Raw genomic sequence first — 19,263 nt, 5'->3', positions numbered from 1 at the left:
CAGGTTAACATCATACAGGTCATGGTACTCACTATTTAAAATTCTAACAACCTCTTCAAATGAAAACCTTCTTTTAGATCTATTTATCTTGTTACCCCAGCTTCTGAAATAAAAAGGATTAGAGTTCTTTTAAGCTCATTAAAATCAGTTAAAATAAATACTCTATTTATGGAAATTGGATTCCAGCAATAATCTTCTACAAGTCGTAAAAGATTATCTATAGAAGTATTAAGGTACTCTTCCAAGGTTTCTTGAATAGTCATTGAATTTATTTTTCTATTTAAAAACTAACTGAAAGAAATCTGAATGTATAATTAAATTTACAATACTTTTATGTAACTGCAAATTCTTTCCTATTTTTGAAAGTGTTTGTTTTCATGCAGTAGTTTAATATAAAAATAATTATTTTTCTTTGTTTAAGGAAATAAATCACAAAAGCAATAATTAAAAACAACTAATATACAAGACTTTACACTGCATAAAAACACCGCTACACTCAAGAAATTCTCACTTTGGCATGAAATTAGCATGTAAAATACTGAGAAAAAATTATAAAAAAACACTAAGGATGAGAAAAGAGGTTTTCTGTGGATTTTCAGTTTTCCACTGATTCAAGTTCATATGCAAATATGATCCTTTTTTTTCTACGATGCCGTACACAGATACGGGAACGTGATCAATTGACCTGTTGTTAATTTTTCACAGCATTTTTGCGCCCCGTATCTAACTGGTATCATTAACCCTCGAATCATGTAGCAGTGATTCATAATTTTTTTTATACGGATACTGATCCGGTATAAAACAATATGGAATAACAGCAAAGGTATCACGAACCTTAGCCCAGTAAGAGAATATGCCATTCTTTTTACCGTGATAAGTATGCTGATAATCATAAATTAATGTATAACCCTTAAAATGTTAGTAATGATGAGAGATTTTTTTGAAATGATTTTTAAGAGAAATGAAGATGCTGCAAAAATGCATATCTGGAGCCTGCTTTTGGTATTGAGTTTTGCTGCCTTTTCTGTATTGGTATACATCTCAAAACCGAGCTTAAACAGCTTAATAATATATCTGACCGCATTTGCCGCTTATATCGGCTTTGGTCTTGTCTTCATCAGTTCCCTTGCCGGAACAGGAATGAAGAAAAGAGCCGGCAGAAACATATAACTTTCAATTTATTTTTACTTGGAAAACCGCCCTGTTTTGGAGCGGTTTTTTATTATTCAAGTTATTTAAAAAATATTTTTCATTTCCAACAAAAAAGCCACTCCTCCCAGAGCAGCTCCCGTGATAACAACAAGTGCTATCATCACATCGTAAAAATTTATTCTTTAAACATATTCTTCAGCATTTTTTCGAGGATCTTCTGGGTTTCTTCCTCGATCATTTTTCCGGATTTTTCAACCATTTTCTCCCTGAAAGGCTCGCAACAGGCTTTGATACCGAAGCCTTCATCTGTTTTAATCAGTTCCGGATGCAGATTGTGCGTTTCACATACCTCCGACTCTATTTCCTTTTTTATCCCATCGTAATTCAGATCCAACATATTTATTTTGTTTCTTATAAGTGCCGGATAAAGATAGAAGTAATAACTCCTTACCGAAATCCGTATTTTTACGGTATTTACAGAAAATAAAGAAGCGTTTCTTCATGACAGCTCTATGCTTATATAAAACCAGCACTTACTACTTAATCTTTAAAACTTATCCAGAATTTTCTTCGGTAAAATTTTCACCAGTTCTTTTTTATATTCCTTTTCAAGCATCACAAATTTCCACGCCTTTTTATCTTTTGAAACCGCACAGGTTTTCATACCAGCGTTGATGAGATAGGAACCTTCGCTGGCTACATATTTCACATTATCCGCACCGTACTTAGCTGTTAAGGCACCGTTCATTTTCTTCTTCATGTCATCATTTAATGAACTGACATTACATTTCAGCTTCAAAAAGTAATGGGTAATAGAAAAATATTCACCGGTAATGAGTTCAGGTTTTTCAATAGTTCCAAATTTTAAATCCTGTACTTCAATTTTCATGAATGGATTATTGTAAGTCATATTCAAAATCTGAGTCATCTGCTCTTTTGAAACTATTGTGAAGAATTTTGGATATATACAGCTTACCGCCTGATCGATCTGTTTGGATTGAATGCTGTTTACAAAATAAGTAAGTGATTTTTTTATCGCGGCATCGTCCGGATTTGCCCTGGTCTGTGAAAAAGCCATAAAAGACAGCATAACGAACAGAAGCAGAAGTGATTTGGTTTTCATGATTGAAGGGCGTTACATTTTTGCCAGAAAAATTATTAAACTTTCCAACTGTAAAATATGTCGTGATATTGACTCAGATCGTTACAGAATATTTTGAGCAATAAAAAAGCCATCCTTTCGGACGGCTTTTACCATATTTTGAAGATTCAATTATTTTACTTTTACAAGCTCAACATCGAAAACTAACCAGGAGTTTGGTGGGATTACCCCTCCTGCTCCTCTTTCTCCGTAAGCCATTGCCGGCGGAATCAATAATGTAGCAGTTTCTCCTTCTTTTAATAACAGAATTCCTTCATCCCATCCTTTGATTACTCTTCCCATCCCGATTGGAATTTCGATAGGCTCGTTTCTCTTGAATGAAGAATCAAACTCAGTTCCGTCTACCAATTTACCTGCATAGTGTACAGATACATTGTCACCAGCTTTTGGAGCTTTGCCATCTGCTGTTTTTGTGATTTTATAGTAAAGACCTGATTCAGTTTTTTGCATACCGGCTTTTAGGTTTTCAACCAATTTCTCCTGGTTCGCTTTGAATTCTTCTTCTTTTTTCTTTTTTTCAGCTTCTTCTTTAGCGATGAAAGCTTTATTGTTTTCTGCGATTTTAGCTTTTCCTTCATTGAACGTTTTAGCTGCATCGTAGTGTTTGTACTCGTCACCTTTGCTGAAAACAGAAACTTTTTCTAAAACGATATCTGTTTTAGGCTTATCCTGAGCTCCTTTTTCAACGTTAGCGATAGCATCTATTACTTCTGTACCTTTTACCACTTTCCCGAAGATCGTGTGTCTTCCGTCTAGCCAAGGAGTAGGAACTTCTGTGATAAAGAACTGTGAACCGTTAGTATTAGGTCCGGAGTTCGCCATTGAAAGGATTCCTTTCCCAGTATGTTTAAGATCATTTCTCTCATCCTCGAATTTATATCCCGGATCTCCCATTCCCGTACCCTGAGGGTCTCCCCCCTGGATCATGAAATCTTTGATCACTCTGTGAAAAATTGTTCCATCATAATAAGGAACTCCTTTAGCCTTAGCTTTATTATCGATTTTTCCTTCTGCAAGACCGATAAAGTTGGCTACAGTTACTGGTGCTTTTTTGTCTTCAAACTTAACAATCATATTGCCTTTTGTTGTTTGAAGATTTGCATAAAGTCCGTCATTAAGACCTTCGTAAGTTTCTTTGTCTACGTTCATTTTTTTATAAATTGGGGTACAACTCATCAGCGAAATACTTGCCGCTGCCAGAATTATATTCTTGTTAAACAATTTCATGTATTATAAAGCTTTTAATTTTATGATTAATGGAATATCGTTATCTATTTTCTTTTCGTCTCCATAAGTTCCGTAAGCCAGAGACGAAGGCACCAGAAGGGTAACTTCTTCCCCGTCTTTTATAAAACGCAGCGCATTCTCTACCGCTTTCAGTTCATCAAAATGTCCGAATTTGGCATCCCTTCTTTCAACAGCCTGATCATAGATTTTCGTCTGATCAAAATCATACAGATCATAAGAATAGGAAATAAGGCTGTTGTCCGGTCTTTTATCCCTCTGATCAAACCCTTCTACTGTAACCCAGTAATTAAGCTGTGTGGGATAATATTTTTCAGGCTGAACCTTGATCCATTCCTGAATATGTCCTCTTTCTATAATGTTCAGGTTCTTCATTCTTTCTTTGGAAACGTCCAGATCCTTTTGACTCAAAATACCACCCACCGGAGGATGAGCAGTCTGTGTATTTCTGTTACAGCTGAACAGACTTACAACCGATATGAAGACTATTTTTTTCATAAACTTTTGCGAAAATACACATTTCGTGAATCAATTACAAAACTTGGTGCAGAAATGTAAGAATGTATCAATATATGCATCCGGTAATATCTTAACTTTCCGTTTATCAGCATGAAATAATTATGATAATTCTGGTATATAAATACCAAAAGCCGGGAATATCCCGGCTTTTGTATAATCTATTTAATTTATATTAAACTGTTTCCAATACATGGTCAACAGCCACTCTCCATCCGAACGGATCTTCAGAAAGGTTAGTTTGAAGATCAACCAGATCTTTTTTAAGAAGAGCAGCATAGCTTTCTTCATCAGACAATCTTGGAAGTTCAAGTTTTTCACCCTGATATCCCAGCGCCTGGAACTGAGTAGTAACTACTGCAGTACCTACTCCCCATACTTCTTTTAATGTTCCGTTTCTCTGAGCTTCGATCACTGTTTTCACAGCTACCGGTTCAATCTTTACTTCAATTCCTCTTTTCTTAGCTAACTGAATAAAGCTGTCTCTTGTTACCCCGTCAAGAATTTTTTCAGAGGTCGGAGGCGTATAGATTGTATCGTTAATTCTCACAAAAACGTTCATTGTACCACTCTCTTCAAAGTATTCATGGGTAGCATCATCTGTCCAGATAATCTGCTCATATCCTTCCTCAATAGCCAATTGTGTAGGATAGAAAGAAGCCGCATAGTTTCCTGCTGCTTTAGCTGAACCTACCCCTCCGTTCGCTGCTCTGGAATAATGGTCAGAGATTTTTACAGAAACCGGCTCCGAATAATAGCTCTTTGCAGGTGTTGCAACAATAGCGAACATATATTTATTGGAAACTCTTGCTTTTAACGCTTCTTCTGTAGCAAAGATCAATGGTCTGATATATAAAGACATTCCTTCTCCCTGCGGAATCCATTCTCTGTCTATATCTACCAATGCTTTTAGTCCGTCAATAAACATTTCCTTAGTCACTTCAGGCATTGCAAGACGCTTTGCTGACTTGTTGATACGTTCAAAATTCTTTTCAGGCCTGAAAAGGAAAACCTGCCCGTCTTTGTCTTTATAGGCTTTCATACCTTCAAAACAAGCTTGCCCGTAGTTTACCCCCATCATGGCAGGTGTAAATGGTATCGGACCATAAGGAACTAATTTTACATCCCCCCATTTTCCATCTTCATACTCACATATGATCATATGATCAATAAAAGTACCTCCAAATGAAAAATTGTTAGGGTCAAATGTAGAAATTCTGGAGTTTTCAGTTTTTTGAATTATCATTTTTAAAATTTTTTACGATGTTCTACAAATTTAACATAATTTTCTAAATATAAAAATTTTAGAGTAAATTTGACAAAAAAATAGCTTGAAAAGAGAAGTTAAGACCACAAACGACGGAAGTAAAACATTGTTTATCAATGATTTAAATGAAAACTACCATTCACATCACGGTGCATTACAGGAAGCCGAACATGTCTTTATCAAAAATGGACTGAATTTAATAAATAGTTGCGAAATTAATATTTTAGAACTCGGTTTTGGGACAGGTTTGAATGTTTTAGTAACAATTAATGAATATTTAAAAACTGACAAAAATCATGTCATTAATTATTTTTCACTCGAAAAATATCCCATAAATGAATCCGAGGTTAAGGATTTGGCTTATTTTGAACTTTTTGATAACCCAGAGTTTAAAAATATTTATCAGAAAATTCATCTGGCAGATTGGGAAAAATCAGTGGAAATCATTAGTGGTTTCAACTTAAAAAAGATAGAATGTGATTTTTTCGATCTGAAGGGCATACAATTGCCAGAAATCAACCTGGTCTATTTTGATTGCTTTGGGGCACGGGTACAACCCGATCTTTGGGAAAAGCCTTTATTTGAAATGGTTTCTGACAAAATGGCCGTTAATGGATTATTAACAACGTACTCTTCCAAGGGAAGTGTGCGGAGAATTCTTCAGGAATTAAACTTTAAAGTAGAAAAAAAACAAGGTCCTCCGGGAAAAAGAGAAATGATCAATGCAGTGAAGATGTAAATAAACTCGTCGAAAACATACAGGCTATCATCTTTTCTTTACGGTTTAATGTTAACCTTTAAACTGTTCCATCCTTTTGCTTATGCAAAATTTCTTACATTAGCCTTACAAAATATTATACATTATATATATGATAGACAAGATCAACATTAGAGTGTATGCTTGTGCAGTGAAAGACAAAAAAGTTCTGACTTTATTTGAGGAGTATGCAGGAGAACCTTTAGTGAAGTTTCCGGGCGGAGGACTGGAATATGGTGAAGGCGTACTGGAATGCCTGCATCGTGAATTTGATGAAGAACTTAATGTAAAAATAGAAGTCGTGGAACACTTTTATACTCAGGAGAGTTTTCAGGTTTCCCGGTTCAGAGAGAATGAGCAGCTTCTGACTATCTATTATATTGTGAACATTACCAATGAAGAAGACTTCCTTATTATGGATCCTTGTATAGAAAGAACAGAATGGATGGAGATTGACAGGCCTGATAATCCTTTTCCACTTCCTATAGACAAAATAGTTTTTGATAAACTAAAAGAAAAATTCCTGTAATCTTTATTACAGGAATTTTATATTTTATTTTTTAACTTTAAATTGATTAGCCCCCGGATAAGGTTTAAGATACCCTGAATTCCAGTTGGACTGAAGAAGAGATTCTACAAATTCATCACTTCTGTTTCTATGGGGATCATACTGTTCTTTCAGATCTATATCAGCCATTTTCCCCTTTACATTCCACCAAAAAGCACTCCATCCTCCTCTCAGTTCTTTGATGATTTCATATACATTTTTTCCGGTGGCCCTGTTCATCAGCTTTGCAAAGACCTGTCCTTCAGTAGTTGTAAGATCCCTTAGTTGTTTTTCATACTGATCAGCAAGCATATTCTGCCTGTCTCTTACAAACTTTCTTTTCGCCTTGCTGTCCATATCATTCATATCCTTCTGTATATCGCGGTACTGCTGCAGGGCAGTTACAAACAAAGGATACACCCTGTACAGTTTTTTATTCAGGAAGTAATAGTAGTTTTTATCGAGCTGATTGTTGAATCTCGGCTTATTGACCAAAACCAGCTCATCCATTACCACTACAGGCTCTCCGTTAACTTCATAGATTTTAACTTTTTGCTGTTCGTCGTAATAATACTTATTGCCAAATTCATCCACTTTAAGGGATTCAGCAGGATATTGGTTAAGAGGTTTTGCCACAATAGAATCCTTCTGACCAAAGACACTGACTCCAAAAAAGAAGATAAAAAGACAGCTAATCTTCCTAAAATTCATTATTTTTACACTTATATAAGAGCAAAAATTGAACGCAAAAATCATTCCTTTTTATGAAATTTGAAAAGAAATCTTTAAAATTTTTAGAAAAATACCTAAACACATCATCACCAACCGGTTACGAACATAAAGGACAGGAAGTCTGGATGGACTATATCAGGCCATATGTAGATAAAATTGAAGTGGATCATTATGGTACATGCTATGGTATTATTAATCCCGACGCAGAATTTAAAGTGGTCATTGAAGCTCATGCAGATGAAATCTCATGGTATGTAAATTATATAACAGATGACGGACTGATCTACGTGATAAGGAACGGAGGTTCAGATCAGACCATTGCCCCTTCCAAAGTAGTTCATATTCATGGAGAAAAAGGAATTGTAAAAGGCGTTTTTGGCTGGCCGGCAATTCATACCAGAACCAACCAGAATGAACCTGCCCCTAAAATTGAAAATATTTTTATTGATTGTGGAGCAACTTCAAAAAAAGAAGTAGAAGAAATGGGAATTTTTGTTGGGTGTATGATTACATACCCGGATGAATTCTTTGAAATGAATGACAGGTATTTTGTCTGCAGGGCGTTAGATAACAGAATCGGCGGGTTCATGATTGCCGAAGTAGCAAAACTTTTGAAAGAGAATAAAAAAACAATCCCGTTCGGGCTTTATATCACCAATTCTGTTCAGGAAGAAGTGGGATTATACGGAGCGGATATGATCGCTGATACAATCAGACCTAATATTGCTATCGTAACAGATGTTACCCATGATACAACAACACCGATGATTGAAAAGAAAAAAGAAGGTGACCAAAAATGCGGCGCCGGACCGGTAGTATTCTTCGCACCAAGTGTTCACCACACCATCAGAGAATTAATTATTGACACTGCAAAAACCAAAAAAATTCCTTTCCAGAGAGCTGCAGCCAGCAGAGCAACCGGAACTGATACTGATGCTTTTGCCCACTCTAACGGCGGGGTGCCAAGTGCTTTAATTTCCTTACCTTTGCGCTATATGCATACTACGGTAGAAATGGTATCTAAAGAAGATGTAGGTAATGTAATCAAGCTTATCTATGAAACCGTTCTTAAGATTAAACCGGAAATGAAACTTAAATATCATTAAGAACAGGGTTTCAGATACAGAATTTAAGTATAAAAGTCAGACCTCTTTTATCTGATGCCTGATGTCTTATATCTAATAAAGTAAAAGTATAAAAGTAAAAATGAAAACGAAGCTTATTGCTCCATCCCTTTTATCGGCAGACTTTGGGAATCTGCAAAGAGACATTGAAATGCTGAACAATTCTCAGGCTGACTGGTTCCACATTGATGTCATGGACGGAAGATTTGTTCCTAACATTTCTTTTGGTTTTCCGGTTATGAAAACCGTTCAGCAGCATGCTAAAAAATTTGTGGACGTACACCTGATGATCGTTGAGCCTGAAAAATATGTTGATGAGTTTATCAATTATGGTGCGGACCTGATTTCTGTACATTATGAAGCGTGTACCCATCTTCACAGAACAATCCACCATATTCAAAGCAGAGGAGCAAAAGCAGGTGTTGTTTTAAACCCTTCCACTCCGGTATTAATGCTTGAAGATATTATTGCAGATGTAGATCTTGTATTATTAATGAGTGTAAATCCAGGATTTGGGGGGCAGAAATTCATTGAGAATACCTATAAAAAGATTGCTGAAACCAAAGATCTGATAGTAAGCAATAATTCCACAGCGCTTATTGAAGTAGACGGAGGCGTGAACCTTGATAACGCCTCAAAGCTTTTTGAAGCCGGAGCAGACGTTCTGGTTGCAGGTAACGCAGTATTTTCTGCTGAAAGTCCTGAAAGAACTATTGAGCTTTTAAAGATCTAAACAGATTATTTTAAATATACAGAAAGGCAACCGAAAGGTTGCCTTTTCTCATTGTGGAATTGAACAGATGTGGTTATTAGCTTTAATTATTGTCTTTGAAAGCAACTCAAAGTTCCGGATAAAATTCTGACCATGCATCAGTAGAAATACGGCTTTTCCCGTTCAGTATTTCCACCTAGCGCTCGTTACAATTCCCTGTACCGGATACATGCTCCGATTACCAGAATAATACTGATCAGAGAAAAAACAGACCTGATATTATTTAAAAGGTTCCACCTGTTCTCGAAACTTTCACGCATCTGTTTAATTGCTTCCGCTGTAGATCCGGCAACATCAAATTTATCCAACATATCATTCAAAGGAACATTTCCTGCAATGGTAACACCAAAAACCCCGATCAGATAAGTCAGTGCCGCCGCCAGAAGTAAAATAAAAACCGGTTGATCACCACGAAGTATAAATACAGACAGGGGAAGAAGAATTGCAGTTCCCATAAAGCTCATAAAAAATACAGGATTAAGAATTTCACGGTTAATATGCTGCATTGCTTTTAAATATTCAGCATCCGGAAGCTTACCCAATCCTAATACAACAGAACATGAGTATGCATAAAAAAGCCCTGCCACCAAAGCGGTAAGCACGGCGGTAATAATCAACAGAAGAGTTTCCATTTTCATACTTTATATTTATGGTTAAGAGTCAAGTTTAATAGGGATTCCATTTTTTAATAATATTCTGAGCTGTCAGAATCATTTCGTGATCCCAATTACCCGTGTTAAAATAATGAAAATCTTCATGCTGAATTATGATTGGATCCGTATGATTAAATAAAAGTTTCGTAAGCCTTACCTGCTCTTCATACAAAACGGCATCCTCAACAGGTTTAGCAAGGATATTCTTTTTAGGGAACCAGTCTTTTGTATTTTGCTTTTGACAACCGGATTTCTCCACAATTGTTTTAACCTTTATAAAATCATCTAAAAAATTTTGTTTCAGATCTTCCGTATTGATGGTATGCCCCAGTCTTTCAACAATCACATAATCCAGATTGCTGCATTGTGATAATACAGAAGGCAGCACAGCAAATAATTCCTCAGGAATGGCGTCATCATGCGTATCCCTGCGAACCGGTTTTTTTCTGTACACACTATTTTGCCAGCTTCCTCCTGAAAGATGAATTTCCTTTACCTTATGCAAAGGATATGAACCAATAATCTCCTGCATTTCCACCCCAAAATTGCAAGCCTGACAATAAATATTATGAAGATCAAGAATGAGAAAACCTTCCATTTCTTCTATAAGTTTATCCAGAAATATTCCTTGTTCTTTAACTTCTTCAACAGAAAAAGAAAATGCCAGATTTTCCACCCCAACAGGAAGTTGTACCGCATCCTGCAGCCTGTTGAGCCTGTCTTTGCCTATTTCAAGAATTTTAGGATGTAAAGGAACCGGAAGCGGGATGCCCTGATGATAATTTTCAGTATTCATAAAGCCGAAATGTTCGGTAATATGATTATACTTCCTCTTACAGACTTCTTTCTTCAGCTTCTCAAGCCATATTTCCTGTCTGTCTGTCCACTTTGCTTCAAAAAGCGAATAATAAACACCATGCCCTATCAAACGGTCGTTTCCAGCATAGAAATTCAGGAGATCACAGAGCCAGTCCGGTTCTTCTGTCTCAAAAAAAGTATCAAATGACCACTCCAGCACATCTATGGCATTGTCCTGCAATAAAGGTAAAACAGCAGAAACAAAGTCAGCCTCTGCCATCATGGATACTCCTACCAATGGTCTTTCCATAATCTTATCCCATTCCGCAGGCCGGACAGCCCTGAGGCAGCCGAAGAACAGTATCTTTTTTAGCAATAATTTTAGGCTCTCCTGGTTTTGGCTTTTCAGGGGTTTCGCCGGTGAGCGTTTTTTTTACTTTTTTTATCGGTTTCTTCGTTTTGGTAACGGGTTTTGCAGTTTGTGCAGAAACTCCCGCAGCTAACAAGCTGGCCATCAACAATGCTGGAATTTTCATAATCTTTTTTTTAGAAAATTTACAATAAGCGTTCCATTATTTTTTCATTCTAAATGTACAGTTTTTCCGTGGGTTTCAGAAGCAGGAATCCTATCAGTTTTATTCAAACAGATTGTATACCTGTTTTTGAAAATAAGTATTCTTTATTTATATTTATCCTAAAAAAGAAAAATATGAGAAACAAGCTGATAAAGGCTGTTTTCCTTGGATTAGCATTATCTGCATATCATGCTGATGTACAGGCTCAATCTGTTGACAACAAGAAAAAGATGGAATGGTTTAAAAATGCCAAACTCGGTATTTTTATTCATTGGGGAATCTATTCTGTTAACGGAATTTCCGAATCCTGGTCATTCTTCAATAATTATATCAATCATGAAAATTACATGAAGCAGCTGACCGGATTTTCAGCCTCAGACTATAAGCCCGGTCAATGGGCAGAATTGATTAAAGAATCAGGAGCGAAATATGCAGTCATCACTACCAAACATCATGACGGCGTATCTCTTTGGAATTCAAAAGCAGAAAAGGCCATCACCATATCCGGTGATTCGGCAGCCGGAAAAGATGTGTTAACCCCTTTTATCTCCAGTCTTAAAAATTCCGGGCTAAAGACCGGTTTGTATTTTTCACTTCCGGACTGGAGCCACCCTTATTATGATATTAATACCCGGACAAAAAAACGGTATGAGCTCAGAAATGAACCTGAACGCTGGCAAAATTTTATCACTTATTACCAGACCCAGTTAAAAGAACTTTCATCACAATACCACCCTGACCTGCTTTGGTTTGATGGCGACTGGGAACATACGTCTGAAGAATGGAAATCTTCCGGGACACTTGATATTTTAAAGCAATATAATCCTGATATCATCATCAATTCCAGGTTAAATAATCATGGTGATTATGACACTCCCGAACAGGGAATTCCGGTGGTTGCTCCTTCAAATCCATATTGGGAACTCTGTTATACTATAAATGATTCCTGGGGATACCAGCCTCATGACAATCATTACAAAACACCGAACATGATTGTCCGCACTTTAACAGATGTCATCAGTATGGGAGGCAACCTGTTGCTCGATATCGGTCCAAAAGCTGATGGAACAATTCCGCAAAAACAGGTTGAAATCTTAAAAAATCTGGGCAGATGGGTTTCAAAGAACAAGCAAGCGGTATATGAGACAGATCGTGGAATCCCTTTTGAAAATTATAAAGGAAAGTCAGCCTTGTCCAACTCTAAAAAAACACTATTTCTGTATCTGGAGGAAGCCAAAAGTATAACAAAAGTTTATGGCCTGGCAACAAAGCCTTCTTCTGCAAAAATTATTGGAGACTCTAAAACCATAGTTGGTATAGACTACAAAGACAAAACACTGACTCTCCGTTTCCCAAATGTAAAATTTGATCAGGATGTTACGGTTGTTGAACTTACCTTTGACGAACCTCCTGTATTTCTGAAGGATTTTGAAACAGAAAAATACCGGCTTTCTGACCTGCTCGATCAGAAAGACAGCCAGTTGGCAATATATAATCTTGCCAGCACACTTCATAATGGTAACAATCTGTTTATTAATTCCGGCCTTACTCATGACGGACTTAATATGAAACTGCCTAAAACCTCTCAGACCAATCCGGAAACACTGCAATGGATCAGCAGGCACGCAGAAGCACTCTTCGACACTGAAAAAGGATTACCAGAAGGACATTATGCGGGAATGAGCGCTATTTCAAAAGACAGGCAAACCCTTTATCTGTTTGTAGAAGGAGAACCTACCGGCCCTATCGCTTTAAAAGGAATAAAAAACGGAATAGCAAGGATAAGAGTGGCAGGGGAAGGAACTTTGCTGAATTATGACCTGTATAATAAACTTTACTGGAGTGACAGACCGGGAATAATTTATATTGACATTCCTAAAGAAAGGCTGGATAAAAACATGACTGTTATTGCTGTTTTACTTGATAAACCTCTTGAGCTGTACAGAGAGAAAATCGGAGCAATAGAAAGTAACCTGTAAACAGCTAAAACTTCATATGTAAAAAAGCAAAATCCGGAGAAAATCTCCGGATTTCTATTTTATAGAGGGAATTTCTTAGAAAATTTCTCTTCCTGAAAAATGGAACTGAGCTTCAATAAGGGCATTCTCATCAGAATCTGAACCATGAACAGCATTTTCGCCAATGCTTCTTGCAAACATTTTTCTGATTGTACCTTCCGCAGCTTCTGCAGGATTGGTAGAACCGATTAACGTTCTGAAGTCTTCAACTGCATTTTCCTTTTCCAAAACAGCAGCAACGATTGGTCCTGAGCTCATGAATTCTACAAGTTCTCCGTAAAATGGTCTTTCAGCATGTACTTCATAGAATTTTTTAGCATCAGCTACTGTAAGCTGAGTTAATTTTAAAGCTTTGATTTTAAAACCTCCTTCTGCGACCTTACCCAATATAGCACCGATATGTCCGTCAGCAACAGCATCAGGCTTGATCATAGTGAATGTAATGTTAGACATAAATGTATTATTTTTTTAATGCTGCAAAATTACAAAAAATATCTCTTATTTCGATTTTAATTTTTTTTTAACATAAAAATAACTTTTATTAAGAAATGACAAATTAAACTTTGGCACAGTAATTGTTTATTCTATTGCGATTCTCATGTTTAATTTGAGTTTTCATGGTTATTAGTTTTTACCCAGCTTCGGCTGGGTTTTTTATTTTCAAAAATAAACCAATTTTATTGCGAATTTGATAAAATTAAAAAGCTTATAAAATGATATTTTCACCATATTGCTTCCTATTCAATCAATGAAATAATTAATATTTTTTTAATATTTTGTAAAAAAAAATTCCTGCAACATTTTACATGTCAGAAAAAGTGACATTCGGATTAAAATTACAGGTGACAAAAAGTGGAGTTATTATTTTCTGAGAAAAAATAAAGATGAAATTTTTACAGGTACTATTACATGTAAGCAGATTACCTACATCAGAAAAGAAATATATTACTTTTGGGAAGCTTCTTCTGCCTCCTCCATCAGTTTAATATAGGTAGCATATCGTGAATGCTGAATCTCCCCGGTTTCCAATGCATCAATAACAGCACATTTCGGTTCATTGATATGAAGGCAATTATGATATTTGCACTCTTCCCTTTTTTTGAAGATCTCGGGAAAATAATGTTGCACTTCTTCTTTTTCTATATCAATCATGGCAAATTCACGTACTCCCGGTGTATCAATAACATTTCCACCAAAATCCCAGAAATACATCTGTGCAAAAGTCGTGGTATGTTTTCCCTTAAGATGGGTATCGGAAATTTCTGAAGTTTTCAGATTCAGGCCTGGTTGTAATGCATTAACCAGTGTAGACTTTCCACATCCTGAATGTCCGAAAAACACCGAAGTTTTATCTTTAAGAAGCTCCTGAAGCTGATCCAGATTCAATCGGGAATAAGATGAGATTTCCAGTGTATCATACCCGATCTCCTGATATAGAAATTCTATATCTTTTACAATTTCAATTTCTTCTTCATGAAGAACATCAATTTTATTGAAAAGAAGTAAAGGAGTAATATTATATGCCTCGCAGCACGCCAGAAATCTATCCAAGAACCCAAGGGAAGTTTCCGGATGCTTAAGAGTAAAAATAAAGCAAGCCAGATCAATATTGGAAGCAATAATATGGGCCTCTTTTGAAAGGTTCACTGATTTTCTGATCAGATAATTTCTGCGGGGTTCTATTTTTGTGATCCACGCAATATCATCCTGTTCCAGCTGAAATTCTACAAAATCACCTACGGCAAGAGGATTGGTAAGCCTTGTTTTTATCAATTTAAACTTTCCCCGGATTCTGGCCTCGAAAATCTTATGTGTTTCCAATTCCAAAACCTGGTACCAACTGCCTGTAGATTTAATGATTTTTCCTTTCATAGATAATACTGGATGCAAATATAAGAAATTAGGGCTTAGAGTACAGAAATGAGGATACAGAAACGTTTATTTTTCTCCTATTTCCAAGCCCTAAGCCCTAATTTGTATTGGCTTAAACTTAATCCACAGAATTATTCCGGCATTAAACCCAGCCTCCAAACATATCCTAATCCCTGTCTATCATAATATTGTTCTGCACCTCGATGGATTCTTCGTGAATCGCTTTGAATACTTTTTCAATAAATTCAGGAGACATGCCAGTTTCTTTGGCTTTCTGATTGGCGTATTCTGTAATTACTTTCCAACGCTCAGGCTGGAAAATCGCAATATCATTTTCTTTTTTAAGCTTTCCGATCTTTTCAGAAATTTTCATTCTCTGGGAAAGTAGCTCTATTAACTGAAAGTCAAGGTCAGAAATTAAAGTTCTGTGTCTCCCCATTTCGCCTTCAAACCCTGCAAGGTTTGAACTTCGTACTTTTAAATTACCAATAAGATCCGCCAACACTTCCGGAGTTATCTGCTGTGCGGCATCACTCCATGCTTCATCAGGATTACAGTGAGATTCTATAATAGCCCCCTGGTATCCCACGTTAAGCGCTTCCTGGGTAATATCAGCCAATCCTGTTCTGTTACCACAGATATGAGACGGATCAATCAGCATTGGAATGTTAGGAAACTGGCTTTTAAAATCAAGAGCAATCTGCCAGTTCGGATTATTTCTGTATTTTGTTTTCTGGTAAGTAGAAAATCCTCTGTGAATCACTCCCAGGTTCTTGATATCCTGTCCCAAAAGCCTTTCCAGTGCTCCAATCCATAAAGCAAGATCCGGGTTGACAGGGTTTTTAACAAATACAGGTTTATCTGTACCTCTTAAAGCCATTGCAATTTCCTGAACTGTAAAAGGATTTACAGTAGAGCGTGCACCAATCCACAAAACATCTACATCTGCTTCCAACGCAGCAAATACATGATGAGCATTCGCTACCTCAGTTGCTGTTTTGAAACCATATTCCTCTTTTACTTTTTTAAGCCAGTTCAAACCAATCACCCCTACTCCTTCAAAACCATTTGGCTTGGTTCTGGGCTTCCAGATCCCTGCACGAAACACAGACACCTGAGCATTGGACTCTTTAATTCTTTTAGCTGTTTCAAGCATCTGAGCTTCACTTTCCGCACTACATGGTCCTGCAATCATCAATGGCTGTGTAAGCCCGCTAACCCACTCGTTTTTTAAATCTTTTAAGTTCATATTCTAAATTTATTGTTTTTACATTTTTAAGTTCACAGCACAGCCCTTTCATTATAAAATTTACTTTATAATTCTTTTCAAAAAATGCCGTTCAAAATTTTTAAAGGAATCAGGAGATTAAAAGGGCTTTACCACTCCTGTATTTTTTGGAAAGAAATTCAGTTAACAGTACCAGTAAAATCGGTAATATGTTCTGAAATTTCTATAATAAGAAGCAGAAAAGCTAAAATAACCGCTAAAATACTTAGCGGGTGTAAAATAAGACAGATATGTATTTAATAAATTTTCCATTTACACTGGAAATGTCTTGTTTTAGCGTTTCTTACTATTATTTGCTTTTGTCAAAAAGTTATTTTTCACAAAATTATTTGACAAATATATAAAAATTATGTCAAATCAAACTTCATTAAATCATCAAGATCTTTCAAAAGTGGATTTTTTTCTATATATTTTTCAAATATTTTTCTTTTAGTCATGACCTCAATCTTCAGATTTTCAACGTCTCGCTGGTATTCAATCTCAATAATATGGTTATGAACTTTTCTTTTAAAATGATTGAAAAAATCTCCGCTTATTTTATCAAACTCTGCTTTTGCAGAGTCTGAAGGATATAAAACCTTTATCTTATTTTCCTCTGCTTTGATCAGTTTGAAGGTTTTCACTGCATTGAAAACAAATCCGTCCTTTCTCTGGAGCTGCTTAAGCATAAGATTCCATTCCACCTGAAGATCTGTATCAGTAAAATGGTTTTGTGGAAGATTGTCATTTTTTATGACAACAGTTTCTTCAGCAACTGTTGTTTCTTCTTTATTTAAAAAAGAATTGATGCTGAAACCTAAAGATACGCCTTGTTTTGATAAAGGCTTACTGGTTTTCTGAACGGCTGTTACCATTACCTGTTCACGGCCGGATGGTTTTTCAGGCTGTGTTAACGGCAATTCTTTCTTCACCGGAGTCTTTTCAGAAATTTTCACTTCTTGTTTCTCACTGAGAAACGGAGCCAGGATCAGGAACTTTTTTTTTTAGTATCACCTGAATTAGCGGTTAAGGAAGCCAGCTGCATCAGTGCAATTTCAACAGTAAGTCTTGGATTTTTTGAGTTTTTATAATTGATATCCGCATGGTTACAAATCTCAACAGCATCGATCAGTTGCTGGGCATTCCATTTCTGGCTCTGCTCTACAAATCTGGCCTTGGTTTTCTCTCCTACTTCTATAAGCTCTATCGTAGAAGCATTCTGTGCCATCATAAGATCTCTGAAGTGATTCCCGAGTCCTGCAATAAAAATATGGGGATCAAATCCTTTTTTGACGATTTCATTAAACGCAAAAAGCACTTCGGGAATTTTATTCTCCCTGGCGAGGTCAACAATATTCAGGTACTGGTCATAATCTAAAATATTGAGAACTTCAGCTGCTTTGGCGAGGGTAATATTTTTTTGGGAAAAGGTAGAAAGACGGTCAAAAATAGAGAGTGCATCCCTCAATGCTCCGTCAGCTTTCTGAGCGATCAGATATAATGCATCGTCTTCATAACGGATACCCTCCTTTTCAGCAATGTTTCTAAGGTGTGCCTGAATATCTTCAATTATAATTCTTTTAAAATCATAAATCTGACATCTCGAAAGGATGGTGGGAATAATTTTATGCTTTTCTGTCGTTGCTAAAATAAAAATAGCATGTGCAGGAGGTTCCTCAAGGGTTTTAAGGAAGGCATTAAAAGCTGCCGAAGACAGCATATGTACCTCATCTATAATATAGACTTTATATTTTCCTACCTGCGGGGCAAAACGTACCTGATCAATCAGTTCCCTGATATCATCTACAGAGTTATTGGATGCAGCATCCAGCTCATAGATGTTATAGGCAAAACCGTCTTCTGAAACTGAACCGTCTTTTTCATTGATTTTTCTTGCCAGAATTCTGGCACATGTAGTTTTACCCACACCCCGAGGACCACAAAAAAGTAAAGCCTGTGCTAACTGGCTTTCTTCAATTGCATGTTCTAAAGTATCCGTAATATGGGATTGCCCGACCACCGTATCAAACTCCTGAGGGCGATATTTTCTTGCAGATACTATAAAATTTTCCATTGGTCAAAAGTAAGAAATATAGTTTTAATTTGAAAATTAAAAGTTTTCAAATTATAGCAAAAAACTTATTTTTGGTCAAATCCGAAAACTTTTAATGATCACTTTTTCGTTTCGTAGAAATAATCGATAATCTCTACGATTACTTTCTTAACTTCAGCTCTGCCTTCATCAGTTCTCATGTCAATACCGCAGAATTCTGTCCCGTTGTAGGCAGGAAATAAATTCAGATAGTAAACCCCTGCTGCTACCAGGGCCAGCATTGCTCTTACACTGGTGGCATTTTCACCGAAATAGGGATCTGTAACATTTTCAAATAGATTGGCTGCTACATCTTCCCTTTGTTTCAGTATATTTTTAAGTATCGGCTTGCTTTCGGAAAGTTCCCAAAGAATAATTTTCTGCAGCTCCTTGTTTTTCTTTAAGCTCTCAAACTGCATAAGAATCCCTTGAGTTAAAGCATCCTTCCCTTTACCTACCTGTATTTCTTCTTCAATATCCGGGCTGAACTTACTCCAGTAATCCTGAGACCTGATATACTCATCTATCAGTTTGTCTGTACTGCCAAAGTACTCATAAATAAGCTTTTTATCAAAACCAGCTACTGCTGCAATTTTACTTACTTTCAGACCGGCATAGCCTTTTACTCTTAAAATTTTACCAACTGCTGCAAGCAGTTTTTGCTTTGTTTTTTCTTTGTCCCTAATGGGGCCTTGCACTACTTTTCTTGGCATA

The 19,263-nt window shown here is 36.4% G+C and carries 22 protein-coding genes; 6 read left to right on the top strand and 16 right to left on the bottom strand.

Annotated features, from left to right (window positions below; genetic code table 11):
* Positions 1 to 83: 83 nt before the first annotated feature.
* Positions 84 to 263, bottom strand: a complete 180-nt coding sequence (locus tag DRF59_RS10340; RefSeq protein ID WP_115959399.1) for a hypothetical protein — start codon at positions 261 to 263, stop codon at positions 84 to 86.
* Positions 264 to 924: 661 nt separating this feature from the next.
* Between DRF59_RS10340 and DRF59_RS10335 the strand changes: the two genes are divergently transcribed.
* Positions 925 to 1,170, top strand: a complete 246-nt coding sequence (locus DRF59_RS10335) for a hypothetical protein (protein WP_123873676.1) — start codon at positions 925 to 927, stop codon at positions 1,168 to 1,170.
* Positions 1,171 to 1,327: 157 nt separating this feature from the next.
* On the opposite strand, the gene DRF59_RS10330 is transcribed toward DRF59_RS10335, so the two are convergent.
* The 5 genes from DRF59_RS10330 to DRF59_RS10310 form a co-directional block, all read right to left on the bottom strand.
* Positions 1,328 to 1,549 (bottom strand): hypothetical protein, encoded by a 222-nt coding sequence (locus DRF59_RS10330; RefSeq protein WP_115959395.1) that lies wholly within the window; start codon positions 1,547 to 1,549, stop codon positions 1,328 to 1,330.
* A 150-nt stretch (positions 1,550 to 1,699) separates the two neighbouring features.
* Positions 1,700 to 2,275 carry a hypothetical protein gene (locus tag DRF59_RS10325; RefSeq protein WP_115959393.1) on the bottom strand — a complete coding sequence of 192 codons (576 nt, stop codon included), beginning with the start codon at positions 2,273 to 2,275 and terminating at the stop codon, positions 1,700 to 1,702.
* 150 nt (positions 2,276 to 2,425) lie between these two features.
* Positions 2,426 to 3,463, bottom strand: coding sequence for a peptidylprolyl isomerase (locus DRF59_RS10320; RefSeq protein WP_241505570.1), 1,038 nt, complete (start codon positions 3,461 to 3,463; stop codon positions 2,426 to 2,428).
* 81 nt (positions 3,464 to 3,544) lie between these two features.
* Positions 3,545 to 4,057, bottom strand: a complete 513-nt coding sequence (locus DRF59_RS10315; protein WP_115959391.1) for an FKBP-type peptidyl-prolyl cis-trans isomerase — start codon at positions 4,055 to 4,057, stop codon at positions 3,545 to 3,547.
* A gap of 193 nt (positions 4,058 to 4,250) precedes the next feature.
* Positions 4,251 to 5,321 (bottom strand): branched-chain amino acid aminotransferase, encoded by a 1,071-nt coding sequence (locus DRF59_RS10310; RefSeq protein WP_115959389.1) that lies wholly within the window; start codon positions 5,319 to 5,321, stop codon positions 4,251 to 4,253.
* Positions 5,322 to 5,406: 85 nt separating this feature from the next.
* On the opposite strand from DRF59_RS10310, the gene mnmD reads away from it, so the two are divergent.
* On the top strand, positions 5,407 to 6,081 hold the full coding sequence (mnmD, locus tag DRF59_RS10305; RefSeq protein WP_115959387.1) for a tRNA (5-methylaminomethyl-2-thiouridine)(34)-methyltransferase MnmD: 675 nt from the start codon (positions 5,407 to 5,409) through the stop codon (positions 6,079 to 6,081).
* A 130-nt stretch (positions 6,082 to 6,211) separates the two neighbouring features.
* Complete coding sequence (locus tag DRF59_RS10300) at positions 6,212 to 6,628, top strand: NUDIX hydrolase (protein WP_115959385.1); 417 nt, start codon at positions 6,212 to 6,214, stop codon at positions 6,626 to 6,628.
* Between the two features lie 24 nt (positions 6,629 to 6,652).
* Here DRF59_RS10300 and DRF59_RS10295 read toward each other — a convergent pair whose 3' ends face one another.
* Positions 6,653 to 7,357 (bottom strand): DUF4294 domain-containing protein, encoded by a 705-nt coding sequence (locus DRF59_RS10295; RefSeq protein WP_115959383.1) that lies wholly within the window; start codon positions 7,355 to 7,357, stop codon positions 6,653 to 6,655.
* 53 nt (positions 7,358 to 7,410) lie between these two features.
* On the opposite strand from DRF59_RS10295, the gene chrP reads away from it, so the two are divergent.
* Both chrP and rpe read left to right on the top strand, forming a co-directional pair.
* The gene (gene chrP, locus DRF59_RS10290; protein ID WP_115959382.1) at positions 7,411 to 8,484 is read left to right on the top strand and encodes a chryseobasin maturation metalloprotease ChrP; all 1,074 of its coding nucleotides are present in this window, start codon (positions 7,411 to 7,413) and stop codon (positions 8,482 to 8,484) included.
* A gap of 100 nt (positions 8,485 to 8,584) precedes the next feature.
* Positions 8,585 to 9,235: a ribulose-phosphate 3-epimerase gene (gene rpe, locus DRF59_RS10285; RefSeq protein WP_115959380.1), complete on the top strand. Its 651-nt coding sequence runs from the start codon at positions 8,585 to 8,587 to the stop codon at positions 9,233 to 9,235.
* A gap of 185 nt (positions 9,236 to 9,420) precedes the next feature.
* On the opposite strand, the gene chrI is transcribed toward rpe, so the two are convergent.
* The 3 genes from chrI to chrA are packed head-to-tail and all read right to left on the bottom strand — an operon-like array spanning position 9,421 to position 11,261.
* The gene (gene chrI, locus DRF59_RS10280) at positions 9,421 to 9,912 is read right to left on the bottom strand and encodes a chryseobasin maturation helper ChrI (RefSeq protein WP_115959378.1); all 492 of its coding nucleotides are present in this window, start codon (positions 9,910 to 9,912) and stop codon (positions 9,421 to 9,423) included.
* A gap of 28 nt (positions 9,913 to 9,940) precedes the next feature.
* Entirely contained in the window at positions 9,941 to 11,035 is a 1,095-nt protein-coding gene (gene chrH, locus DRF59_RS10275) for an MNIO family chryseobactin maturase (RefSeq protein ID WP_115959376.1), read from the bottom strand.
* Between the two features lie 4 nt (positions 11,036 to 11,039).
* A complete protein-coding gene (gene chrA / locus DRF59_RS10270) occupies positions 11,040 to 11,261 on the bottom strand; it encodes an MNIO class RiPP chryseobasin precursor ChrA (protein WP_115959374.1) in 222 nt (73 codons plus the stop codon).
* 173 nt (positions 11,262 to 11,434) lie between these two features.
* Between chrA and DRF59_RS10265 the strand changes: the two genes are divergently transcribed.
* Positions 11,435 to 13,279 carry an alpha-L-fucosidase gene (locus tag DRF59_RS10265; protein ID WP_115959786.1) on the top strand — a complete coding sequence of 615 codons (1,845 nt, stop codon included), beginning with the start codon at positions 11,435 to 11,437 and terminating at the stop codon, positions 13,277 to 13,279.
* 75 nt (positions 13,280 to 13,354) lie between these two features.
* Here DRF59_RS10265 and DRF59_RS10260 read toward each other — a convergent pair whose 3' ends face one another.
* From DRF59_RS10260 to DRF59_RS10235, 6 genes are all read right to left on the bottom strand, one after another.
* Positions 13,355 to 13,771, bottom strand: a complete 417-nt coding sequence (locus tag DRF59_RS10260; protein WP_115959372.1) for a nucleoside-diphosphate kinase — start codon at positions 13,769 to 13,771, stop codon at positions 13,355 to 13,357.
* A 492-nt stretch (positions 13,772 to 14,263) separates the two neighbouring features.
* Positions 14,264 to 15,190: a ribosome small subunit-dependent GTPase A gene (gene rsgA, locus DRF59_RS10255; RefSeq protein WP_115959370.1), complete on the bottom strand. Its 927-nt coding sequence runs from the start codon at positions 15,188 to 15,190 to the stop codon at positions 14,264 to 14,266.
* A 166-nt stretch (positions 15,191 to 15,356) separates the two neighbouring features.
* Positions 15,357 to 16,439, bottom strand: coding sequence for a chorismate mutase (locus DRF59_RS10250; protein WP_115959368.1), 1,083 nt, complete (start codon positions 16,437 to 16,439; stop codon positions 15,357 to 15,359).
* 386 nt (positions 16,440 to 16,825) lie between these two features.
* Positions 16,826 to 17,413, bottom strand: a complete 588-nt coding sequence (locus DRF59_RS21095; protein ID WP_241505531.1) for a hypothetical protein — start codon at positions 17,411 to 17,413, stop codon at positions 16,826 to 16,828.
* Positions 17,414 to 17,445: 32 nt separating this feature from the next.
* The gene (gene dnaX / locus DRF59_RS10240; protein WP_115959364.1) at positions 17,446 to 18,531 is read right to left on the bottom strand and encodes a DNA polymerase III subunit gamma/tau; all 1,086 of its coding nucleotides are present in this window, start codon (positions 18,529 to 18,531) and stop codon (positions 17,446 to 17,448) included.
* A 98-nt stretch (positions 18,532 to 18,629) separates the two neighbouring features.
* Entirely contained in the window at positions 18,630 to 19,262 is a 633-nt protein-coding gene (locus DRF59_RS10235; RefSeq protein ID WP_115959362.1) for a TetR/AcrR family transcriptional regulator, read from the bottom strand.
* Position 19,263: the final 1 nt, after the last annotated feature.

Source organism: Chryseobacterium flavum, assembly GCF_003385595.1.
GTDB classification, from domain to species: Bacteria; Bacteroidota; Bacteroidia; order Flavobacteriales; family Weeksellaceae; genus Chryseobacterium; species Chryseobacterium flavum.
This window is presented reverse-complemented; position numbering and strand designations above follow the sequence as displayed.

Excerpts from the sequence above, each read along its gene's own strand:
- DRF59_RS10250 (WP_115959368.1), bottom strand. The coding sequence starts at position 16,439 with ATGAACTTAAAAGATTTAAAAAACGAGTGGGTTAGCGGGCTTACACAG.
- DRF59_RS10310 (WP_115959389.1), bottom strand. The coding sequence starts at position 5,321 with ATGATAATTCAAAAAACTGAAAACTCCAGAATTTCTACATTTGACCCT.
- DRF59_RS10320 (WP_241505570.1), bottom strand. The coding sequence starts at position 3,463 with ATGAACGTAGACAAAGAAACTTACGAAGGTCTTAATGACGGACTTTAT.
- rpe (WP_115959380.1), top strand. The coding sequence starts at position 8,585 with ATGAAAACGAAGCTTATTGCTCCATCCCTTTTATCGGCAGACTTTGGG.
- DRF59_RS10235 (WP_115959362.1), bottom strand. The coding sequence starts at position 19,262 with ATGCCAAGAAAAGTAGTGCAAGGCCCCATTAGGGACAAAGAAAAAACA.
- chrH (WP_115959376.1), bottom strand. The coding sequence starts at position 11,035 with ATGGAAAGACCATTGGTAGGAGTATCCATGATGGCAGAGGCTGACTTT.
- rsgA (WP_115959370.1), bottom strand. The coding sequence starts at position 15,190 with ATGAAAGGAAAAATCATTAAATCTACAGGCAGTTGGTACCAGGTTTTG.
- DRF59_RS10295 (WP_115959383.1), bottom strand. The coding sequence starts at position 7,357 with ATGAATTTTAGGAAGATTAGCTGTCTTTTTATCTTCTTTTTTGGAGTC.
- DRF59_RS10330 (WP_115959395.1), bottom strand. The coding sequence starts at position 1,549 with ATGTTGGATCTGAATTACGATGGGATAAAAAAGGAAATAGAGTCGGAG.
- DRF59_RS10260 (WP_115959372.1), bottom strand. The coding sequence starts at position 13,771 with ATGTCTAACATTACATTCACTATGATCAAGCCTGATGCTGTTGCTGAC.
- dnaX (WP_115959364.1), bottom strand. The coding sequence starts at position 18,531 with ATGGAAAATTTTATAGTATCTGCAAGAAAATATCGCCCTCAGGAGTTT.
- DRF59_RS10335 (WP_123873676.1), top strand. The coding sequence starts at position 925 with ATGATGAGAGATTTTTTTGAAATGATTTTTAAGAGAAATGAAGATGCT.
- DRF59_RS10265 (WP_115959786.1), top strand. The coding sequence starts at position 11,435 with ATGAGAAACAAGCTGATAAAGGCTGTTTTCCTTGGATTAGCATTATCT.
- chrP (WP_115959382.1), top strand. The coding sequence starts at position 7,411 with ATGAAATTTGAAAAGAAATCTTTAAAATTTTTAGAAAAATACCTAAAC.
- DRF59_RS10300 (WP_115959385.1), top strand. The coding sequence starts at position 6,212 with ATGATAGACAAGATCAACATTAGAGTGTATGCTTGTGCAGTGAAAGAC.
- chrA (WP_115959374.1), bottom strand. The coding sequence starts at position 11,261 with ATGAAAATTCCAGCATTGTTGATGGCCAGCTTGTTAGCTGCGGGAGTT.
- DRF59_RS10340 (WP_115959399.1), bottom strand. The coding sequence starts at position 263 with ATGACTATTCAAGAAACCTTGGAAGAGTACCTTAATACTTCTATAGAT.
- DRF59_RS10325 (WP_115959393.1), bottom strand. The coding sequence starts at position 2,275 with ATGAAAACCAAATCACTTCTGCTTCTGTTCGTTATGCTGTCTTTTATG.
- DRF59_RS10315 (WP_115959391.1), bottom strand. The coding sequence starts at position 4,057 with ATGAAAAAAATAGTCTTCATATCGGTTGTAAGTCTGTTCAGCTGTAAC.
- chrI (WP_115959378.1), bottom strand. The coding sequence starts at position 9,912 with ATGAAAATGGAAACTCTTCTGTTGATTATTACCGCCGTGCTTACCGCT.